Origin of the sequence: Sphingomonas leidyi (assembly GCF_011761945.1) — a bacterium.
Classification (GTDB): Bacteria; Pseudomonadota; Alphaproteobacteria; order Sphingomonadales; family Sphingomonadaceae; genus Sphingomonas; species Sphingomonas leidyi.
In genome coordinates this window covers 72,823-91,165 of sequence record NZ_JAASQV010000005.1, presented here as the reverse complement: position 1 = coordinate 91,165, position 18,343 = coordinate 72,823, and the positions used below count along the sequence as shown (strand labels likewise).

The 18,343-nt window shown below is 68.3% G+C and carries 23 protein-coding genes and 1 tRNA gene; 9 read left to right on the top strand and 15 right to left on the bottom strand.

Going from position 1 to position 18,343, the window contains the following annotated elements; translation table 11 throughout:
• Positions 1-67: 67 nt before the first annotated feature.
• Positions 68-910 (bottom strand): pantoate--beta-alanine ligase, encoded by an 843-nt coding sequence (panC, locus tag FHR20_RS19560; RefSeq protein ID WP_167301297.1) that lies wholly within the window; start codon positions 908-910, stop codon positions 68-70.
• A 79-nt stretch (positions 911-989) separates the two neighbouring features.
• Between panC and FHR20_RS19555 the strand changes: the two genes are divergently transcribed.
• From FHR20_RS19555 to FHR20_RS19535, 5 genes are all read left to right on the top strand, one after another.
• A complete protein-coding gene (locus tag FHR20_RS19555) occupies positions 990-1,784 on the top strand; it encodes a division plane positioning ATPase MipZ (RefSeq protein ID WP_086128233.1) in 795 nt (264 codons plus the stop codon).
• Complete coding sequence (locus tag FHR20_RS19550) at positions 1,784-2,041, top strand: J domain-containing protein (protein WP_086128232.1); 258 nt, start codon at positions 1,784-1,786, stop codon at positions 2,039-2,041. Before FHR20_RS19555 ends, FHR20_RS19550 begins: the two co-directional genes overlap by 1 nt.
• Positions 2,042-2,125: 84 nt before the next feature.
• Positions 2,126-3,514 (top strand): phosphoglucomutase/phosphomannomutase PgmG, encoded by a 1,389-nt coding sequence (gene pgmG, locus FHR20_RS19545; RefSeq protein ID WP_167301296.1) that lies wholly within the window; start codon positions 2,126-2,128, stop codon positions 3,512-3,514.
• Complete coding sequence (locus FHR20_RS19540; RefSeq protein WP_167301295.1) at positions 3,514-3,894, top strand: DUF1801 domain-containing protein; 381 nt, start codon at positions 3,514-3,516, stop codon at positions 3,892-3,894. The genes pgmG and FHR20_RS19540 overlap by 1 nt, the downstream gene beginning before the upstream one ends.
• Before the next feature lie 56 nt (positions 3,895-3,950).
• Entirely contained in the window at positions 3,951-4,715 is a 765-nt protein-coding gene (locus FHR20_RS19535; RefSeq protein ID WP_167301294.1) for an exonuclease domain-containing protein, read from the top strand.
• Between the two features lies 1 nt (position 4,716).
• Here the strand turns inward: FHR20_RS19535 and FHR20_RS19530 are convergent, their stop codons facing one another.
• From FHR20_RS19530 to FHR20_RS19480, 11 genes are all read right to left on the bottom strand, one after another.
• Positions 4,717-5,184: a DUF1440 domain-containing protein gene (locus FHR20_RS19530; RefSeq protein WP_167301293.1), complete on the bottom strand. Its 468-nt coding sequence runs from the start codon at positions 5,182-5,184 to the stop codon at positions 4,717-4,719.
• A gap of 77 nt (positions 5,185-5,261) precedes the next feature.
• Positions 5,262-6,185, bottom strand: coding sequence for a TraB/GumN family protein (locus FHR20_RS19525; protein ID WP_167301292.1), 924 nt, complete (start codon positions 6,183-6,185; stop codon positions 5,262-5,264).
• Positions 6,186-6,212: 27 nt separating this feature from the next.
• Positions 6,213-6,626 carry a hypothetical protein gene (locus tag FHR20_RS19520; RefSeq protein ID WP_167301291.1) on the bottom strand — a complete coding sequence of 138 codons (414 nt, stop codon included), beginning with the start codon at positions 6,624-6,626 and terminating at the stop codon, positions 6,213-6,215.
• The gene (locus FHR20_RS19515) at positions 6,619-6,831 is read right to left on the bottom strand and encodes a helix-turn-helix transcriptional regulator (RefSeq protein WP_167301290.1); all 213 of its coding nucleotides are present in this window, start codon (positions 6,829-6,831) and stop codon (positions 6,619-6,621) included. The genes FHR20_RS19520 and FHR20_RS19515 overlap by 8 nt, the downstream gene beginning before the upstream one ends.
• A gap of 103 nt (positions 6,832-6,934) precedes the next feature.
• Positions 6,935-8,152: an NAD(P)/FAD-dependent oxidoreductase gene (locus FHR20_RS19510; protein WP_167301289.1), complete on the bottom strand. Its 1,218-nt coding sequence runs from the start codon at positions 8,150-8,152 to the stop codon at positions 6,935-6,937.
• Positions 8,149-8,982 (bottom strand): S-formylglutathione hydrolase, encoded by an 834-nt coding sequence (gene fghA / locus FHR20_RS19505; protein WP_167301288.1) that lies wholly within the window; start codon positions 8,980-8,982, stop codon positions 8,149-8,151. The genes FHR20_RS19510 and fghA overlap by 4 nt, the downstream gene beginning before the upstream one ends.
• Before the next feature lie 10 nt (positions 8,983-8,992).
• The gene (gene purU / locus FHR20_RS19500; protein WP_167301287.1) at positions 8,993-9,841 is read right to left on the bottom strand and encodes a formyltetrahydrofolate deformylase; all 849 of its coding nucleotides are present in this window, start codon (positions 9,839-9,841) and stop codon (positions 8,993-8,995) included.
• Between the two features lie 25 nt (positions 9,842-9,866).
• Entirely contained in the window at positions 9,867-10,223 is a 357-nt protein-coding gene (locus tag FHR20_RS19495) for a cupin domain-containing protein (RefSeq protein WP_167301286.1), read from the bottom strand.
• A complete protein-coding gene (locus tag FHR20_RS19490; protein WP_167301285.1) occupies positions 10,220-10,603 on the bottom strand; it encodes a VOC family protein in 384 nt (127 codons plus the stop codon). Before FHR20_RS19490 ends, FHR20_RS19495 begins: the two co-directional genes overlap by 4 nt.
• A gap of 10 nt (positions 10,604-10,613) precedes the next feature.
• Entirely contained in the window at positions 10,614-11,726 is a 1,113-nt protein-coding gene (locus FHR20_RS19485; protein WP_167301284.1) for an S-(hydroxymethyl)glutathione dehydrogenase/class III alcohol dehydrogenase, read from the bottom strand.
• A 59-nt stretch (positions 11,727-11,785) separates the two neighbouring features.
• Positions 11,786-12,433 (bottom strand): hypothetical protein, encoded by a 648-nt coding sequence (locus tag FHR20_RS19480; protein ID WP_167301283.1) that lies wholly within the window; start codon positions 12,431-12,433, stop codon positions 11,786-11,788.
• A 165-nt stretch (positions 12,434-12,598) separates the two neighbouring features.
• On the opposite strand from FHR20_RS19480, the gene FHR20_RS19475 reads away from it, so the two are divergent.
• The 4 genes from FHR20_RS19475 to FHR20_RS19460 all read left to right on the top strand — a co-directional run bounded on the left by FHR20_RS19475 (position 12,599) and on the right by FHR20_RS19460 (position 16,086).
• Entirely contained in the window at positions 12,599-13,027 is a 429-nt protein-coding gene (locus tag FHR20_RS19475) for a hypothetical protein (RefSeq protein WP_167301282.1), read from the top strand.
• A gap of 61 nt (positions 13,028-13,088) precedes the next feature.
• Positions 13,089-14,207 carry an 8-amino-7-oxononanoate synthase gene (locus tag FHR20_RS19470; RefSeq protein WP_167301281.1) on the top strand — a complete coding sequence of 373 codons (1,119 nt, stop codon included), beginning with the start codon at positions 13,089-13,091 and terminating at the stop codon, positions 14,205-14,207.
• Positions 14,204-14,815 (top strand): dethiobiotin synthase, encoded by a 612-nt coding sequence (gene bioD / locus FHR20_RS19465; RefSeq protein WP_167301280.1) that lies wholly within the window; start codon positions 14,204-14,206, stop codon positions 14,813-14,815. The genes FHR20_RS19470 and bioD overlap by 4 nt, the downstream gene beginning before the upstream one ends.
• Positions 14,812-16,086 (top strand): adenosylmethionine--8-amino-7-oxononanoate transaminase, encoded by a 1,275-nt coding sequence (locus tag FHR20_RS19460; RefSeq protein WP_167301279.1) that lies wholly within the window; start codon positions 14,812-14,814, stop codon positions 16,084-16,086. The genes bioD and FHR20_RS19460 overlap by 4 nt, the downstream gene beginning before the upstream one ends.
• Positions 16,087-16,093: 7 nt before the next feature.
• Here FHR20_RS19460 and FHR20_RS19455 read toward each other — a convergent pair.
• The 3 genes from FHR20_RS19455 to FHR20_RS19440 form a co-directional block, all read right to left on the bottom strand.
• Positions 16,094-16,168, bottom strand: a tRNA-Thr gene (locus tag FHR20_RS19455).
• Positions 16,169-16,412: 244 nt separating this feature from the next.
• Positions 16,413-16,562 carry a hypothetical protein gene (locus FHR20_RS19445; RefSeq protein WP_167301277.1) on the bottom strand — a complete coding sequence of 50 codons (150 nt, stop codon included), beginning with the start codon at positions 16,560-16,562 and terminating at the stop codon, positions 16,413-16,415.
• Positions 16,529-18,325 carry an aminopeptidase P family protein gene (locus FHR20_RS19440; RefSeq protein WP_167301276.1) on the bottom strand — a complete coding sequence of 599 codons (1,797 nt, stop codon included), beginning with the start codon at positions 18,323-18,325 and terminating at the stop codon, positions 16,529-16,531. The genes FHR20_RS19445 and FHR20_RS19440 overlap by 34 nt, the downstream gene beginning before the upstream one ends.
• Positions 18,326-18,343: the final 18 nt, after the last annotated feature.

Sequence of the window (18,343 nt, the reverse complement as noted above, 5' to 3'; positions counted from 1 at the left end):
TTTCGTGGTGGATGGGGTTTGGCACTCGAATCCAAAACAAATGGTTAACGGCGTTAACCGTAATTGTTCAGGGTATCGCGATGTTGTCGATCAGCCGGGTGGTCCCGATCCTGGCGGCGGCGAGCAGGCGCAGCGGCCGGTCGGCGGAATAGGCGGTCACGGGCGCCAGCGTGGCGGCATCGGCGAGCGCGACATAGTCGATCTCGAAGCCCGCCGCGGCCAGCGTCTCGCGCGCCTGGGCAAGCGCCGCCTCGACATCGCCGCCCTCCACGATCGCCTTGCCCGCCGCGCCGAGCGCGCGGGGCAGCGCCACGGCCTTGGCGCGCTCCTCGGGCATCAGATAGGCGTTGCGCGACGACAGGGCCAGGCCGTCATCGTCGCGCTGGGTCAGCACCGACTGGATCTCGACCGGCAAGTCGAGGTCCATGGTCATGCGACGGATCACGGCGAGCTGCTGCCAGTCCTTCTCGCCGAAGAACGCGATGTCGGGCTGGACCTGGCCGAACAGCTTGGCGACCACCGTCGCCACGCCGTCGAAATGGCCCGGCCGGTGCGCGCCCTCGAGCACTTCGCTCACGCCCGAAACCGAGACGTTGGTCGCGAAGCCTTCGGGATAGACCAGCTCCACCGGCGGCATCCACAGCAGGTCCACGCCCGCGCCCGAGAGCATGCGCGAATCCGCGGCTTCCTTGCGGGGATATTTGGCGAGATCCTCATTGGGGCCGAACTGCTTCGGGTTCACGAAGATCGAGACGACGACGCGGTTCGCGGCACGCCGGGCGGCATCGACCAGCGCCATGTGCCCGTCATGCAGCGCCCCCATGGTGGGAACAAGGGCGATGCGCTCGCCCGCCTGGCGCCAGGCGGCGACCGCCTCGCGAAGGGCTTCGAGCTGACGGACTGTTTGCACGCGTTAACACTTTCGATAAGACGGAGGCGCGGCCTTCTATGGGGGGCGGGCCGATCGATCAATAAAGGATGTTGAGACGTTGAGCGAAGGATCGAAGCGGCTGCACGTTCTCGTATTCGCGAACGAGAAGGGCGGCACCGGAAAATCCACCACGGCGGTCCACACCGCCATCGCGCTCGCGTCGAAGGGCGCGCGCGTCGCCTGTTTCGATCTCGACCATCGGCAGCGCACCATGGGCCGCTATCTCGACAATCGCGGCGCGACGATGAAGCGCATGGGCCGCGAGCTGCCGATGCCGGTCTACGACACGCATGACGGCGAGAGCATGGCCTATTTCTCCGAGGCGCTCGACCGGCTGGGCACCGGCGCGGACTTCCTGGTGATCGACACGCCCGGCCGCGACGACAAGTTCGCCCGCATCGCCGTCACCAATGCCGACACGCTGGTCACTCCGATGAACGACAGCTTCGTCGATTTCGACCTGATCGGCCAGGTCGATCCCGATACCTTCAAGGTCGTCCGCCCCAGCTTCTATTCGGAGCTGATCTGGGAATCGCGCAAGCGCCGCGCCAAGGCGGACGGCGAGACGATCGACTGGGTCGTGCTGCGCAACCGCATGCAGCATATCGAGGCGCGCAACATGAAGCGCGTGTCGGAGGCGATCGACCAGCTCTCCAAGCGCGTCGGCTTCCGCGTGATCTCCGGGCTTTCCGAACGCGTGATCTATCGCGAGCTGTTCCCCCAGGGGCTGACCATGCTCGACAGCCGCGAGTTCGGCGAGATGGGCCTGGCGCACGTCGCCGCGCGGCAGGAACTGCGCGAGATGATGGCCGGGCTGGCGCTCCCCGAAGTCACCATGCCGCTGTTCGCCTGATGGCGAAGCTGATCATCGCGGCGCTGGTCCTCTACGCGCTGTACCTGCTCGTGCTGAAGCCGCGTTCAAAGGGCCCGCGCATGCCCGAGGAAGAGGCGCGCGCGATCCTGGGCGTGGCGGCCGATGCCGATGACGAGGCGATCCGCTCGGCGCATCGCCGGCTCGTCTCGGCGGTGCATCCGGACAAGGGCGGCTCGGCCGAGCTGACCCGACGGATCAATTCGGCGCGCGACACGCTGCTGCGGCACGGCCGCTGAGCTCTTGCCCGCGCTTGCGATGCCGGATTGAACTTTCCCCGATATTCGCGAATTAGGCCGCCAGAGATTCCCCCGGGAGGCATCATGACGCATCGCTTCGACCCCACTTCGCTGCGCGAGTACGACATTCGCGGGATCGTGGGGCAGACCCTCGGCCCGGACGATGCGCGCGCGATCGGCCGCGGCTTCGCCACTCTGCTGCGCCGCGCCGGCGGCACGCGCGTGGCAGTGGGGCGCGACGGCCGCCTCTCCTCGCCCGCACTCGAGGAAGCGCTGATCGACGGGCTCACCAAGTCGGGCTGCTCGGTGGTGCGCACCGGCATGGGCCCGACGCCGATGCTATATTATGCCGAGGCAACGCTGGAGGTGGATGGCGGCATCCAGATAACCGGCAGCCACAATCCCGGCCATTACAACGGCTTCAAGATGGTGTTTCAGCACGCCAGCTTCTTCGGCGAGCAGATCCAGCTGCTCGGCCGGATGGCGGCGGAAGGCGATTGGGACGAAGGCGACGGCAGCGAGACCGTGACCGACGCCGATGTCGAGGACCTGTATGTCGGCCGGCTGATCGCGGGCTATGCCGGCGGCGCCTATCGCGTCGGATGGGATACGGGCAACGGCGCCGCCGGCCCGGTGGTCGAGAAGCTGGTGAAGCTGCTGCCCGGTGAGCATCACACGCTGTTCACCGATGTGGACGGCAATTTCCCCAATCATCATCCCGACCCCACCGACGAGAAGAACCTCGCCGATCTGAAGAGGCTCGTCGCGGAGAAGCAGCTCGATTTCGGACTTGCCTTTGACGGCGACGGCGACCGGCTGGGCGCGATCGACGGGCAAGGCCGTGTGATCTGGGGCGATCAGCTTCTGTCCATTCTGGCCGAACCCGTCCTCCGCGTGGAGCCGGGCGCGACGATCATCGCCGACGTGAAGGCGTCGCAGATGCTGTTCGACCGAGTCGCGGAACTGGGCGGCAAGCCGCTGATGTGGAAGACCGGGCACAGCCTGGTGAAGACCAAGATGAAGGAAACCCATGCGCCGCTCGCCGGCGAGATGAGCGGCCACATCTTCTTCGCCCAGGATTATTACGGCTTCGACGATGCGCAATATGCCGCGATCCGGCTGATCCAGGCGATCCATGTGATCGGCAAGTCGCTGACCGAGCTCAGGGACGCGATGCCCAGGCTGGTCAACACGCCCGAGATGCGCTTCCAGGTGGACGAGAGCCGCAAGTTCGCGGTGGTCGACGAAGTGCTCGACCGGCTGGAAGCCGAAGGCGCCGATGTCGACCGCACCGACGGCGCACGCGTGAACACCGCCGACGGCTGGTGGCTGCTGCGCGCGTCGAACACGCAGGACGTGCTCGTCGCCCGTGCCGAGGCCGGGGACCAGGCCGGGCTCGACCGGCTGCTCGCCCAGATCGACGATCAGCTCGCCAAGAGCGGCCTGGTGCGCGGAGAGACGGTGGCGCATTGATGGCGGCCGGATCGATCCCCGCATTCCTCGACGCGCTCGACTCCGGTCACCGCGCCGCCGTCGATGCGCTGCGAGGGCTGGTGGCCGAGGCCGCGCCGGGGCTGGTCGAGGAGTTGAAGTGGAACGCGCCGAGCTTCCGCGACGCGCGGGATCACAAGGTGACGCTCGGCATCGACCGCAAGGGCGGCGTCCGGATCGTCCTGCATCGCGGCGCCACGGCGAAGACGGCGACGGGCTTCCGGTTCGAGGATCCCGCGGGCCTCGCGGCCTGGCCGGCGCCCGATCGCGGCGTGATCCAGCTGCGCGACGCGGACGACGTCGCCGCCCATGCCGATGCACTGCGCGACCTCGTCCGCCGCTGGATCGCCGCCACCGCCTGATGCCCCGTCGGGCGATTTGACTCGCAATTCCGCGTCCCTCCCCCCATTTGGGGGTCATGGCGTCATCCCACCCGCCCATCATCCGCGTCATCGATCTCGAAACCACCGGCGACAAGCCGCCGGCCCATGCCGTGTGCGAGATCGGCTGGCAGGACGTCGCGATGGGCAAGGACGGGCGCTGGGAGCTCCATGGCGAAGGCGGCAACCGGTTGGTGAACCCCGGCCGGCCGATCCCTCCGCTCACCATGGCGATCCACCATATCCGCGACGAGGACGTCGCCGACGCGCCCTGGTGGCACGACGTCGCGCGGCCGATCCTCGATCCCTGGCCGCGCCGGGTGGCGCTGGCGGCGCACCGGGCAAGCTTCGAGGAGCAATATTGCACCCCGGCCCTCACTCGCGGCGCCGACTGGATCTGCACCTGGAAATGCGCGCTGCGGCTGTGGCCCGACAGCGGCGGCTTCTCGAACCAGTTCCTGCGCTACTGGCGCAATCCCGAGGGGCTGGAGCACGAGCGCGGCCTGCCCGCGCACCGCGCCTTTCCCGACGCCTATGTCACTGCGCATCATCTGCGCGACATGCTGAACGAGGTCGGCGTCGCACAACTGGTCGAATGGTCCAGATCGCCGGGGCTGCTGCCGCGCGTCCGCTTCGGGCCCGATCGCGGCAAGGAATGGGGCGAGATCGACGATGATTCGCTCGCCGTCTTCCTGAACGATCGCGACGAGGACGTGCGCTTCACGGCCCAGACCGAGCTGGCGCGCCGGCGCGGCGGGGCGCCGGCGGGGCACAACGCTCCGGCCCAGCGGCTGCTGTTCTGATCTAGCGCCGCCCGGCGATCAGCCAGCGCACCCCTTCGAGGACGATACCGTAGACCAGATGCGAGGCCGCGCCATAGGCATGCTGGGCAAGCGGCGTGTCTTCCGGCCCCGGCGCCAGGCCGGCGGCTTCGTCGAGCAGCGCGCTGGTGGCAATGCCATAGGCTCCGCCGAAACCGGCACTCGCCTCGGGCTTGTATTCGGTGATGACGCCATAGATGCCGCCGAGCACCGCGCCGGCGATATAGGGGACGGCCATCCCGGCCTGTTCGCGCCGGGGCTCGGGCAGCGGCGTGCCGATCAGCGCCTCGCTCGCCTTGCCGGCGGCCTTCTCCGTCGCCGGCTCCGCGTCCCTGTCATCCTCGGGCAGCAGCTTCGCCGCCTGGTGCTGAAAGGCGGCCATCGCCGCGGAAGCGACCAGCCCCGCGGCGACACCGGCGAGAAGACCGAGAAACGGGCGGGGCTTTGCCATCGGGAACTCCGGGACAGGGATGGGCTCGATGCGCCCCTCCCTGCCCGGCTCCCGGCGTCACATCAATATCGGGGCAATCAATATTGGATGCGCTCGGCCTTGAGATTGTGCTTGGCGAGATAGGCCTGGACGCTGTCGCCGCCGGCCAGGTGGCCCGCGCCGACCGCGATGAACACGGTGCCCGGCTTGGCCATGCGCGCGTCGATCCAATCGGCCCAGCGGGCGTTGCGGTCGGCAAGCAGCACCTTGGCCAGCTCGGGCGTCCTGCGCATTTCCTCGTTCAGCGTCGCGCCGAGCGCATCGGGATCGCCCGCACTCCATTGCTCGACCATCTTGTCGAGCTGCGGGCCGATCTTGTCGAACTCCTTCACCGTATGCGCCAGGAACTTGACCTGCAGGCCTTCCGGCAGCGTGTCGAAGAACCCGATCTGCTGCTCGAAGGTCTCGAGCCCTTCCAGCCGCTTGTTGGCCGACTTGGCGGCGGCGGTGATGGTCACCTCCACGCCGCTGGAAGGATCATAGCCCAGCTTGGCCAGCGGCAGCATGCTGAGCATCATCGCCGCATACCATGGCTCGAAGCGATCCAGCGCGGTGGCCGGCATGCCGAGGCTGGCCAGCGCGCCCGCAAGCGCCGGCCGGGCATCTTCGGGCAGCTTGGCGGTGAGCGCGGGGTCGGCCTGCGGCGCCGTCGCGGCCTTCGTGATCACCCCCTGCATCACCGTGGGCTCGGGCATCACCATCTCGAGCACCACCGTGTCGCTCTTGTCGAACGCGGCCTTCACCGCCTTGTCGAACCAGCTGAGTCCCGGCTTCAGGACATGGACGGTGCCGAAGAGATAGACGGTGGTATCGGCATCCTTGACCACCCAGAGCGCAGGATCGGCTTCCCTGGCGGCCGGCGCCGCGGCGGTGGCCGGCGCGGCCTGGGCATAGGCAATGGCCGGCAGGGTGGCGAGAGCAGTGAAGCCCGCCAGAACGGTGAGCAACTTCTTCTTCAACATCGCGGGATCACTCCAGTTGCGCGGCCCTCAAGGCCGAAGTTTCTTCCAGAAATAGACGGCGCTCATGACAATCACGGTCGCCACGAAGAGGATTTCATGATCGGGCTCGCGAACCAGGCCGCCCTTCCACAGGAAGAACCAGGCGGGATAGACGAGCGCGTAGAAATTGATCGCGATCGTGCCCGCGATCAGATTGTCCTGCCGCTCCACCTCGTCGATATCGCGGTAGAAATACCAGGTGCCGCCGCCCAGCACGGCGACGAAGATCACGGTGATCGTGATCGCCCAGATCGCGGGCAGGCTGCCCGACGGGCTCTTCTCGATCGCGACGAGCGTGCCGCCGATCACGGCGCCGAGCAGCATGAAGCCCGACATCATCAGCCAGAAACGATTGCGGCGCGCCACCTCGGCACGTTCGCCGGGCCCCGCATGCTCAGTCATCCCCGCCTCCCGACTCGCCATCGAAAAATATCTCCTCGATGGGCATGGCGAACAGGCGCGCGATCTTGAACGCGAGCGGCAGCGACGGATCGTGCTTGCCCGTCTCGATCGCGTTCACCGCCTGGCGCGACACGCCGAGCCGACCGCCAAGCTCCGCCTGGCTCCAGTCGCGTTCGGCGCGCAGCACTTTCAGCCGGTTTCGCATCCGTTGTTCGGCATGTCCCCATGACCTGACATCTTGTCAGGTACACCTTACATAGCGAGTCGCGTGCGATTGTCAACAAGACCTGACATAATGTCAGGCTCGGCTAGCTCGCGATTTCCTTGATCGGAACGGATGCGTCGACGATCGCCGCCGGATCCACGGCAAGCCCCTCCACCACCAGCCTGCGGCCCTGGACATAGTCCTTGACCGCGTTGACGCAGTCGAGGGCGATCACCCGGCCCCGGCGATAATAGACCAGCGAGAAACTGCGCGCGGCGGGATCGCCGCGGACCACCGCGGCATCATGCCCGGCCGAGATGCCGACGGTCTGGAGCTTGAGGTCATACTGGTTGGACCAGAACCAGGGCACGGCGTCGTAGCTCGCCTCGACGCCGCAGATCGTCTTCGCCGCGACATTGGCCTGGTCGTTCGCGTTCTGGACCGATTCGAGGCGGACCGCGGTATCGGCGGCATAGCGGTTCACATGCAGCGCACAGTCGCCGATCGCGAAGACGTCCGCCAGGCTGGTACGGCACTGCGCATCGACGAGCACGCCGTTTCCGCCGACCGCGCCGGCCGCGAGCAGCGGCTCGACGGCGGGCAGGATGCCGATGCCGACAATGGCCATGTCGGCGGGGATCACTTCGCCATTCGCCAGGCGCACGCCGGTGACCCGAACCTCGCCCTCGATCGCCTCGACCTGCGCGCCGAGCCGGATCTCGACGCCGTGCGCGCGATGCTCGGCCTCGAAGAAGCGCGACAGCGGCGCGCCGGCGACTCGGGCGAGAACGCGGTCCAGCGCCTCGATCACGGTGACCTGCTTGCCGAGCTTGGCGAGGACGGCCGCCGCCTCCAGCCCGATATAGCCGCCGCCGACCACCGCGACCCGGGCGACCCCGTCCAGTTCGGCCATCATCCGGTCGACATCGGCGCGGGTGCGCACGGTGTGGATGCCGGCAAGGTCATGGCCGTCACAGGCCAGGCGACGCGGCTTGCCGCCGGTCGCCCAGATCAGCCGGCCATATCCGATCGGCTCGCCATCGGCGGTGACTTCATGCGCGACAGGATCGACCGCGGTGACGGTGCGGCCGGGGAGCAGCGCCACCCGGCGCTCCTCCCAAAAGGCCGCGTTGCGGATCAGCAGCCGCTCGAAGGCCTTCTCGCCCGAGAGATATTCCTTGGAGAGCGGCGGGCGCTCATAGGGCAGTTCGGGCTCGTCGCCGAGCAGCGCGATGCTGCCTTCGAACTTGTTCTGGCGAAGCGCGATCGCGGCCTGGGCGCCGCCATGGCCGGCGCCGACGATGAGGACGTCGTACTTCATGCCTTCAGCCGCTCCGCATGCCAGGCGACATGGTCGCCGAGGAAGGTAGAGACGAAATAATAGCTGTGGTCATAGCCCGGCTGGAGCCGCTGGGTCAGCGCGATGCCCGCCCGGCTACAGGCAGCCTCCAGCAGTTCGGGCTTGAGCTGGGTGTCGAGGAACGGATCGCCGGCGCCGGTATCGACCAGCAGTTCGGGCAGGCGCGCGCCGTCCTCGATCAGGGCGACGGCGTCATATGCGCGCCACGCCCCCCGATCCGCGCCGAGATACCCGCCCAGCGCCTTCTCGCCCCAGGGCACCCGGCTCGGCGCCGCGATCGGCGAGAAGGCGGAGACCGAGCGGAAGCGCTCCGGATGGCGCAGGCCGATGGTGAGCGCGCCATGCCCCCCCATCGAATGGCCGGTAATGCCCTGGCGGCCCATGTCCGCGGGAAATTCCGCGCCGACCAGTGCCGGCAGCTCCTGCTCGACATAGCTGCGCATCCGGAACCGCGCCGCCCAGGGCGCTTCGGTCGCATCGAGATAGAAGCCGGCGCCCTGGCCGAAATCATAGGCCTCGTCGTCGGGCACGTCCGGCCCGCGCGGCGACGTGTCCGGCGCGACCAGGATCACGCCGTGCCGCGCGCAGGCCGCCCGATACTCGCCCTTCTCGGTGACGTTGGCATGGGTGCAGGTGAGGCCCGAGAGGAACCACAGCACCGGCAGCTTCGCGCCCGGCGCATGCTCGGGCACGAAGGCGGAGAAGGTCATGTCGGTGCCGGTGACTTCGGAAGCATGGCGATAGACGCCCTGCACGCCGCCCTGGGACTTGTTCGAGGAAAGCAGTTCCATGGGCGGCCCTTCAGCGGAAGACGATGGTACGATTGCCGTTGCGGAAGACGCGGCGTGCACCGATCCACTGCACCGCGCGGGCGAGCACCTGCGCCTCGATGTCGCGGCCGATGCGGATCATGTCGTCGACCGAGGCGCGGTGGTCGACTCGCTCGACCGCCTGCTCGATGATCGGCCCTTCGTCGAGGTCGCCGGTGACGAAATGCGCGGTGGCGCCGATCAGCTTCACTCCGCGCGCATGCGCCCGATGATAGGGCCTGGCGCCCTTGAACCCCGGCAGGAAGCTGTGATGGATGTTGATGCAGCGCCCCGCCAGCCGATCGGCGAGCGCGGGCGACAGGATCTGCATGTAGCGCGCGAGGATCAGATAGTCCGCATCGGCGCGGGCGAACTCGGCGAGCAGCGCCGCCTCCTGCGATGCCTTGTCCTCGGGCAGCAGGACGAAGGGCAGGCCGTGCCATTCGGTGAGGTCGCGCAGCGTGTCATGGTTCGAGACCACGCCCGCGATCTCGACCCCCAGGCCGCCGGTCTTCCAGCGGTGGAGCAAGTCGTTGAGGCAGTGCGAACCCCGCGACACCGCGATCAGGATGCGCGGGAACCTGTCGCTCTCCGCCATCGCCCAGTCGAAGCCGAAGCGCTCCGCCACGGGTGCGAAATCCCCGCGCAGCACCGCGGTCTCGAATGGCTCCCCCACCGCCTTGAACTCGACGCGCATGAAGAAGCGGCCCGAATCGAGATCGGCATATTGCTGGCTGTCGAGGATGAAGCCGTCGCGCGCCGCAAGGAATCCGCTCACTGCCGCGACGATGCCCGGCCGGTCCTCGCAATCGAGAGTCAGGATCCAGGCCGGCGCGGTCATGCGCGGCGGGCCGGGCACCGCGACATCACAGCGCCTCCACCTGCGTCGCCGTGGCCGCGTCGCCGGTATTGGGGGTGCCGGTCGGCTCGATGACGATCAGCTTCACTTCGCCCTGGCGCGCGACCGGCCGGTGCTCGACGCCGCGCGGCACCACGAAGATCTCGTCCGGGCGGAGGGTCACGATGCGGTCGCGCAGCTCGATGTCGAGCACGCCTTCGAGCACCAGGAAGAAATCGTCGGTCTCGGGATGGCTGTGCCAGACGAACTCGCCCTCCACCTTCACGATGCGGATGTCATTGTCGTTGTAGCGCGCGACGATGCGCGGCGCCCAATGTTCCGAGAAGCCGGCGAACTTCTCCGCCAGGTTGACGACTTCGCTCATGCCGGCACGCGCCACAGCCCGCACAGCTTGTTGCCGTCGGGGTCGCGGAGATAGGCGAGGTGCATCTTGCCGAAGGGCAGGTCGCGCAGGCCGGGCGGATCCTCGATCGACTTGCCGCCCGCCGCGACGCCGGCATCGTGCCAGGCCACGACCTGCTCGGGGCTGTCCATCGCGAAACCGATCGTGCCACCATTGGCATGGCAGGCAGGATCGCCGTCGAGCGGCATGGAGACCATGAAGATCCCGCCATTGTGCAGGTAGATCAGCCGGCCCTTGTCGTCGGTCATCGCCGGCCTGCCGCCGACCGCGCCGAACAGTGCGTCGTAGAAGGCCCGCGAGCGGGCAAGATCGTTGCTGCCGAGCATGACGTGGCTGAACATGGCGCTCTCCTCAATAGACGACGACGCTGCGGATGCTCTCGCCCGCATGCATCAGGTCGAAGCCCTTGTTGATCTCCTCCAGCGCGAGGACATGGGTAATCATCGGATCGATCGCGATCTTGCCGTTCATGTACCAGTCGACGATCTTCGGCACATCGGTCCGGCCCTTGGCGCCGCCGAACGCCGTGCCCTTCCAGACGCGGCCGGTGACCAGCTGGAACGGGCGCGTCGCGATCTCCCTGCCCGCCTCCGCCACGCCGATGATGATCGATTCGCCCCAGCCGCGATGGCAGCATTCGAGCGCGGTGCGCATCACCTCGGTATTGCCGGTGGCATCGAAGGAATAATCGGCACCGCCGTCGGTGAGCGCAAGCACCTCGGCGATCACCGTCTCGCGCGACTTGCCCTTGCCGTCGATGAAGTGCGTCATGCCGAACTGGCGGCCCCATGCCTCGCGGTCCGGATTGATGTCGACGCCGACGATCACGTCCGCGCCGACCATCCGGGCGCCCTGGATCACGTTGAGGCCGATCCCGCCCAGGCCGAACACCACCACCTTCTCGCCGACCTGGACCTTGGCGGTGTTGACCACCGCGCCGACGCCGGTGGTGACGCCGCAGCCGATATAGCAGCTGGTCTGGAACGGCGCGTCCTCGCGGATCTTCGCCACCGCGATCTCGGGCAGCACAGTGAAGTTCGAGAAGGTCGAGCAGCCCATATAATGGTAGATCGGCTGGCCCTTGTACGAGAACCGGGTCGTGCCGTCGGGCATCAGGCCCTTGCCCTGGGTGGCGCGGATCGCGGTGCACAGGTTGGTCTTGCCCGACAGGCACGACTTACACTGGCGGCATTCGGGCGTGTAGAGCGGGATCACATGGTCGCCCGGCTTCACGCTGGCGACGCCCGCACCCACTTCGCGCACGATGCCCGCGCCCTCATGGCCGAGCACGCTGGGGAAGATGCCCTCGGAATCGAATCCGTCGAGCGTATAGGCGTCGGTATGGCAGATCCCCGTCGCCATGATCTCGACCAGCACTTCGCCGGCCTTGGGTCCTTCGAGGTCGAGCTCGACGATCTCGAGCGGCTTCTTCGCTTCGAAGGCGACGGCGGCGCGGGTCTTCATGGGTCTTGCTCCTTGCTCGCAGGCCTGATCGGGGAAACCCGGCCCGGTTGCAATGGGAGTCAGCGCGGGATGCGGTCTTCCGGCTTGCGCAGGGTCAGGAAGATGCCGCCCCACCAGGCGATCCCGGCGAACGCGGCGACGTCCAGCAGGGCGCGCGCGAAGCCGGAGGCGAGGACGAGACCGGCAAAGGCGAGGCCGGCGAGCAGCACCCAGCCGGGAAGGCTGCGCGCGACACCCGCCTCGCGCACGCTCAGCACCGCCCAGAGCGCGATGCCGGCATGGCCGAGCGCCGTGAGCGTCGCGACGAGATCGCCCCGCGGCGAGATCCGGCCGACACCGAGCAGCGCCGCCGCCTCGATGCTGAAATGCGCAGCGACGGCCAGGCACAATATTCCCCCGGCGCCGACGAACAGCGCCGCGTCGCGCGCCGGCGTGCGCGGCCCGATCGGCCCGGCCAGCGTCAGCATCGCGAGCAGGATCGCACCCGCGAATACGCAGCGGACGATCTCGCCGGCAAGCAGCAGGCCCCAATGGGCGCGCGCGGCATCGAAGCTGCCCCGGGCGATCGCCGCGAACGGCTCCGAGGCGCCGGCCAGGTCGTGCGAAACGTCGCCGAGCACGATCAGCGCGATGGTGAGCAACAGGCAGAGCAGCGCCGCCACCGTGCCGAAGGGCCTGCCATGATCGCCGACAAAGGATCGCTGCATCCCGCATCTCCCATATGTGTATTATCTAAATAATACACCACTGCCCCGGGCGAGGCAAGCCGCCGGCCGCACAGGGCCGATATCGCCGAAACGGCGGCAATCCGCGGCGACGCCGCGAGAGGCCCGTGCTATTTTTCCGGCCGCGCGGGATGGCGGGAGAGAAGGATGGTAGAGGCTCCGAACGCAGCGGCGGGCAACGTCTATGTGATGAACCTGACCAGCCAGGATCTCAACCTGAGCATCAACGGCCTGGGAACCTCGGGCGGCACGATTCCGGGCTGGGGCCAATCGGGCAGCAACCGATATCAGCCCGGCATGCAGGCAGTGCCGCGGACGCTCAACGCGGGCGACGGCCCGGGCAAGTTCTTCAACGGCAACAACAGCCTCGCTCTCTTCTGGATCGACGGGCTGTTCTTCGCGGCGGTCCGGATCGACGGCAGCCAGATTCCGCTCAACCAGGACCTGGTCCTGGTGGTCGAACGCAACAAGTGGCAGCTCGTCAATCAATATGCGGTGCTGGTCGCCAGCGGCGACGTGAGTCCGATGTCCATGCTGCGCGACGCGCTGGAAATGACGGAGCCGCGGGACGGCTGACCCCGGGCGCGCGGGCTTCCGCGCTTGGCCGATCGCGCCCACTGCGCCTATGGGCGCGGGGATGCCCCATTTCGAAGCGCAGCGCCGTGACCTTGCCGACCTCGCCGAACGCAGCCGTGCGCGACGGCTGGCCCAGCGGGCGGGACGGGATTTCTCCTCCAACGACTATCTGGCCCTGGCCGGCGATCCTGCGCTGGCGGCGGCGGTGCGCGCGGCGATCGATGCGGGCATCCCGATCGGGTCCGGCGGATCGCGGCTGCTGCGGGGCAACCACGAAGCGCATGAGGCGCTGGAAGTGGAAGCCGCACGGTTCTTCGGCGCCGGGAGCGCCCTCTATTTCTCGACCGGCTATGCCGCCAATGCGGCGCTGCTCGCCACGCTGCCGCAGCGCGGCGACCTGATCGTCCACGACATGCTGATCCATGCCAGCGCGCACGAAGGCATGCGGCTGAGCCGGGCGGAAGCGCGCGAGGCCGCGCACAACGATGTCGGCGCGTTCGAGCACGCCATCGCGGCGTGGCGGCACGCGGGCGGCACCGGGCGCATCTGGATCGCCGTGGAAAGCCTCTATTCCATGGACGGCGACCAGGCGCCGCTCGACCAACTCGCCGCGCTGGCGGACCGGCACGAAGCAGTGCTGCTGGTCGACGAAGCGCACGCCACCGGCGTGTTCGGGCCGCAGGGGCGCGGGCTGGCGGCAGGGCTGGCGGGGCGCGAGAACCTGATCACGCTGCATACCTGCGGCAAGGCGCTGGGCTGCGAAGGCGCGCTGCTGTGCGGGCCGCGGGTGGTGCGCGACTTCCTGGTCAATCGCGGCCGGGCCTTCATCTTCTCGACCGCGCCTTCGCCGCTGATGGCGGAGGCGGTGCGCGCGGCGCTGGCGCTGATCGCCGAGCCGGCACGGCGCGCGCGGCTGCACGGGCTGATCCGGCAGGCGGAGGCGCTGCTGGCCCCGGTGGGCGTGCGGGCAACGGGCTCGCAGATATTGCCGCTGATGATCGGGGAAGATGCGCGGACCATGGCGATGGCGGCGGAGTTGCAGCGGCTCGGCTTCGACGTGCGCGGCATCCGCCCGCCGACCGTGCCGGCAGGGACTTCGCGGCTGCGCATCTCGCTGACTCTCAACGCCGGCGAGGACGACGTCGCCGCCCTCGCCGATGCGCTGCGGGGCCTGGCATGAGGATCGTGGTCACCGGCACCGATACCGATATCGGCAAGACCGTGTTCGCGGCCGGCCTGGCCGGAGCCCTGGGCGCGGCCTATTGGAAGCCGGTGCAGAGCGGGCTGGAGGGCGCCAGCGATGCCGAGCGGGTCGCCGCCTTGTCGGGAGCGGCGACATTGCCCGAGGCCTATCGGCTGAACACTCCCTGCTCGCCGCATCTGGCCGCCGAGATCGACGGCGTGGCGATCGATCCGGCGCGGCTCAATCCGCCCGCGATCGACCCGCTGGTGATCGAGGGCGCCGGCGGCGTGCTGGTGCCGGTGACGCGCGAGCTACTCTATGCCGACCTGTTCGCGCGCTGGCGATTGCCGGTGGTCCTGGTCGCCCGTACTGCGCTGGGCACGATCAACCACAGCCTGCTCTCGATCGAGGCGCTCCGCGCGCGCGGCGTGCCGATCCTCGGCGTGGCGTTCGTCGGGGAAGCGAACGAGGACAGCGAAGCCACCATCGCCGCGATCGGCGGAGTCCGCCGGCTTGGGCGCCTGCCGATCCTCGACCCGCTCGACCGCCCCGCCCTTGCCGCCGCCTTCGCGCGGGCCTTCACCCTCACGGACTTCACCGCATGACTTCCCCCGTCTGGCATCCGTTCACCCAGCACGGTCTCGGCGAGCCGATCCCCGAAGTGGTGCGCACCGAAGGCGCGGCGCTGCACACGCGGGACGGGCGGCGCTTCGTCGATGCGATCTCCTCCTGGTGGGTCACGACGCACGGCCATTGCCATCCGCGGATCATGGCCGCGATCGCCGAAACGGCGAGCCGGATGGACCAGATCATCTTCGCCGGCTGGACCCATGAACCGGCCGAGGCACTCGCCCGCGAACTGGCGCGGATCATGCCCGACCCGCTCCGGCACGTCTTCTTCTCCGACAGCGGCTCGACCAGCGTCGAAGTGGCGCTGAAGATGGCGCTCGGCTTCTGGGACAATCGCGGCGAGCCCCGCCACCGCATCGTCGTGATGGAGCATGGCTATCATGGCGACACGATCGGCGGCATGTCGGTCGGCGCGCGCGGCGTGTTCAACCGGCCCTATCAGCCCCTGCTGTTCGACGTGGCGACCATCCCCTTCCCCGAGCCCGGCCAGAGCAAGGCGACGCTCGACGCGCTGGAGGCGCAGTGCCGCGACAAGCCCGCCGCGCTGCTGGTCGAGCCGCTGGTGCTCGGCGCGGGCGGCATGAAATTCTACCCCGCCAGCCTGCTCGCCGAGATGCGCAGGATCTGCGCGGCGCACGAGGTACTGTTCATCGCCGACGAAGTGATGACGGGATGGGGCCGCACCGGAACCTTGCTCGCCTGCGAGCAGGCGGGCGTGGTGCCCGACATCCTCTGCCTGTCCAAGGGGCTGACCGGCGGGGCGATCCCGCTGGCCGTCACGATGGCGACCGCAGCGATCTTCGAGGCGCACCTGTCGACCGATCGCGCCCGCATGTTCTTCCACTCGTCGAGCTACACCGCCAATCCGATCGCCTGCGCGGCGGCCAACGCCAATCTGGCGATCTGGCGCGACGAGCCGGTGCGCGAACGCATCGCCGACCTGGGCGACCGCCAGCAGGACCATCTCGACGCGCTGGCCCGGCATCCGCTGGTCCGCAATCCGCGCCGGCTGGGCACGATCGTCGCCGCCGAGATCGGCACGGGCGAATCGGCCTATCTCGATTCGGTGGGCCCGCGCCTCAGGTCCTTCGCGCTGGAGCGCGGCGTGCTGATCCGGCCGCTGGGCAACACGGTGTATGTGATGCCGCCCTATTGCATCGACGATGCCGATCTCGACGCGACCTATGGCGCGGTGACGGCGTTTCTGGAGCGGGAACCCCGGATGGGGGATCTGTTCGCCTTCTAGGGGCGAGTGGTGCTGCCGGTGAGGATTGAACTCACGACCTCAGCCTTACCAAGGATGCGCTCTACCACTGAGCTACGGCAGCACTCGCTCGAACGGTCCGGCAGTGCCGGGTCCCAAGCGGGAGGCGCCTATGTGCTTGGGCGGGACCGATTGTCAACCCGCCCATGGACGGTTTATCGCAGGAAGATGAGCGAAGCGGAGAAGAAGGCCCGCCTGGCCGAGGCGTTGCGGGTCAATCTGAGGAAACGCAAGACGCAGGCACGGGCGCAGGCCACTGTCGGCGACCCGCCCGATTCCCAGGGCCCGGATTCCCAGGGCCCCGATTCTCAGAGCGACGCCACCCATAGCGATACGCGGTCCGCGGCATCATAGGCGTTGCGCGCGATCGCGTGCGGCCCGAGCAGATATACCGCCATCGTGACCGCACCCGCCAGGAACCACATCACCCGATAGGTGCGCACTTCGCTTCTAACCATGCCAACTCGTCCCCGCCCAGCTGCGGACCCAGGATCCGCAGGACTTCAGCATGATAGGCATTGAGCCAGGCAAGTTCCTGCACGGTTAGCAGAGATGGTTTAATCAGCGTTCGCTCAATCGGCGCGAAGGTCAGCGTCTCGAAGCCGAGCATCTGTTGTTCCGCACCCGAAATCAACTGCTTGACCACCAGCACCAGGTTCTCGATCCGGATGCCAAATTCCTGCGCCTTATAGTAACCGGGCTCGTTCGACAGGAACATGCCCTCGCGCAGCGGCTCCAGGCTCTGGCCGCCCGGATAATAGGGCTGGGCGATGCGCTGCGGGCCCTCGTGCACCGACAGGTACGAACCGACGCCATGCCCGGTGCCATGGCCGTAATCGAGGCCGACTTCCCACAAGGGGCGCCGCGCGAAGCTGTCGAGCTGGGCGCCGGTGGTGCCGTCGGGGAAGATCGCGGTGGCGATGGCGATATGGCCCTTCAGGACGCGCGTGAAGCGGTCCCGCATCTCGTCGCTCGCCTCGCCCACCGGCATCACCCGCGTCACATCGGTGGTGCCATCCGCATATTGGCCGCCCGAATCGACGAGATAGAGCTGGCCGAGTTCGATCGGCAGGCTCGATTCGTCCGTCACCTTGTAGTGCGGGATCGCGCCGTTGGGGCCGGTGGCGGAGATGGTGTCGAAGCTCAGGTCCTTGAGCACGCCGGTCGCCTCGCGGAATTCGCGCAGCTTGTCGGCGGCCGACATCTCGGTGAGGCCGCACCGGGGCGCGGTTTCCTCGAACCATTTCAGGAAGCGCGAGAGCGCGGCGCCGTCGCGGGCCTGGGCAGCCTTCTGCCCGGCGATCTCGGCCGGGTTCTTGATCGCCTTGGCCAGGATCACGGGGTCGCGCAGCGCCAGTATCTTCGCGCCGCCGGCATCGAGCGCATCGAACACGGCGGCGACCGCGCTGCCCGGATCGGCGGCGACGCGCTTGCCGGCAAAGCCCTTGAGCGCGGAGGCGAAGGCGGTGCGATCATGGATGCGGATCGCATTGCCGAGATGCTGGCGCACCGCGTCGCTCATCTTCTCGGGCGCGACGAACAGGTCGGCGGTGCCGTCCGCATTGACGATCGCATAGGCGAGCGCCACCGGCGTGTGGCTGACATCGGTACCGCGGATATTGAACGCCCAGGCGATCGAATCGAGCGCGGAGAGCACGACGGCGTCCGCCTTGCGCTCGGCCAGCCAGTCGGCGATCTCGGCGCGCTTGGCGGGCGAGGACTTGCCGGCGGCCGCATCGGACTGGACCGCCAGCGTCGCGGCGCTGGGCGCCGGCTTGTCCGGCCACACCGCGTCGATCGGGTTGGTATCCACCGCGACGAGCTCCGCACCCTTCTCGGCCAGCGCCTTGCGCGCTTCCTCCACCCAAATACGGGTGTGCAGCCAGGGATCATAGCCGATCCGGCCGCCGTCCGGCGCATGCGCCCCGAGCCAGCCCGACACGCTGGTGGCGGGAACGCCGACATATTCCCAATCCGCCGCCGAGACCTGCTGGCGGACCTGGAGCGTATAGCGTCCGTCGGTGAAGATCGCCGCCTCCTGGGGCAGGACGACCGCGGTGCCGGCCGAGCCCTGGAAGCCGGTGAGCCAGGCAAGGCGCTGGGCATAGGCGCCGACATATTCGGACATGTGCTCGTCGGTGAGCGGCACCACGAAACCGTCGAGACGGTCGCGCTTCAACTGCTCGCGCAGGGCCTTGAGGCGGTCGGCATAGCTGGACATCGTTTCTACTCTTAGCTG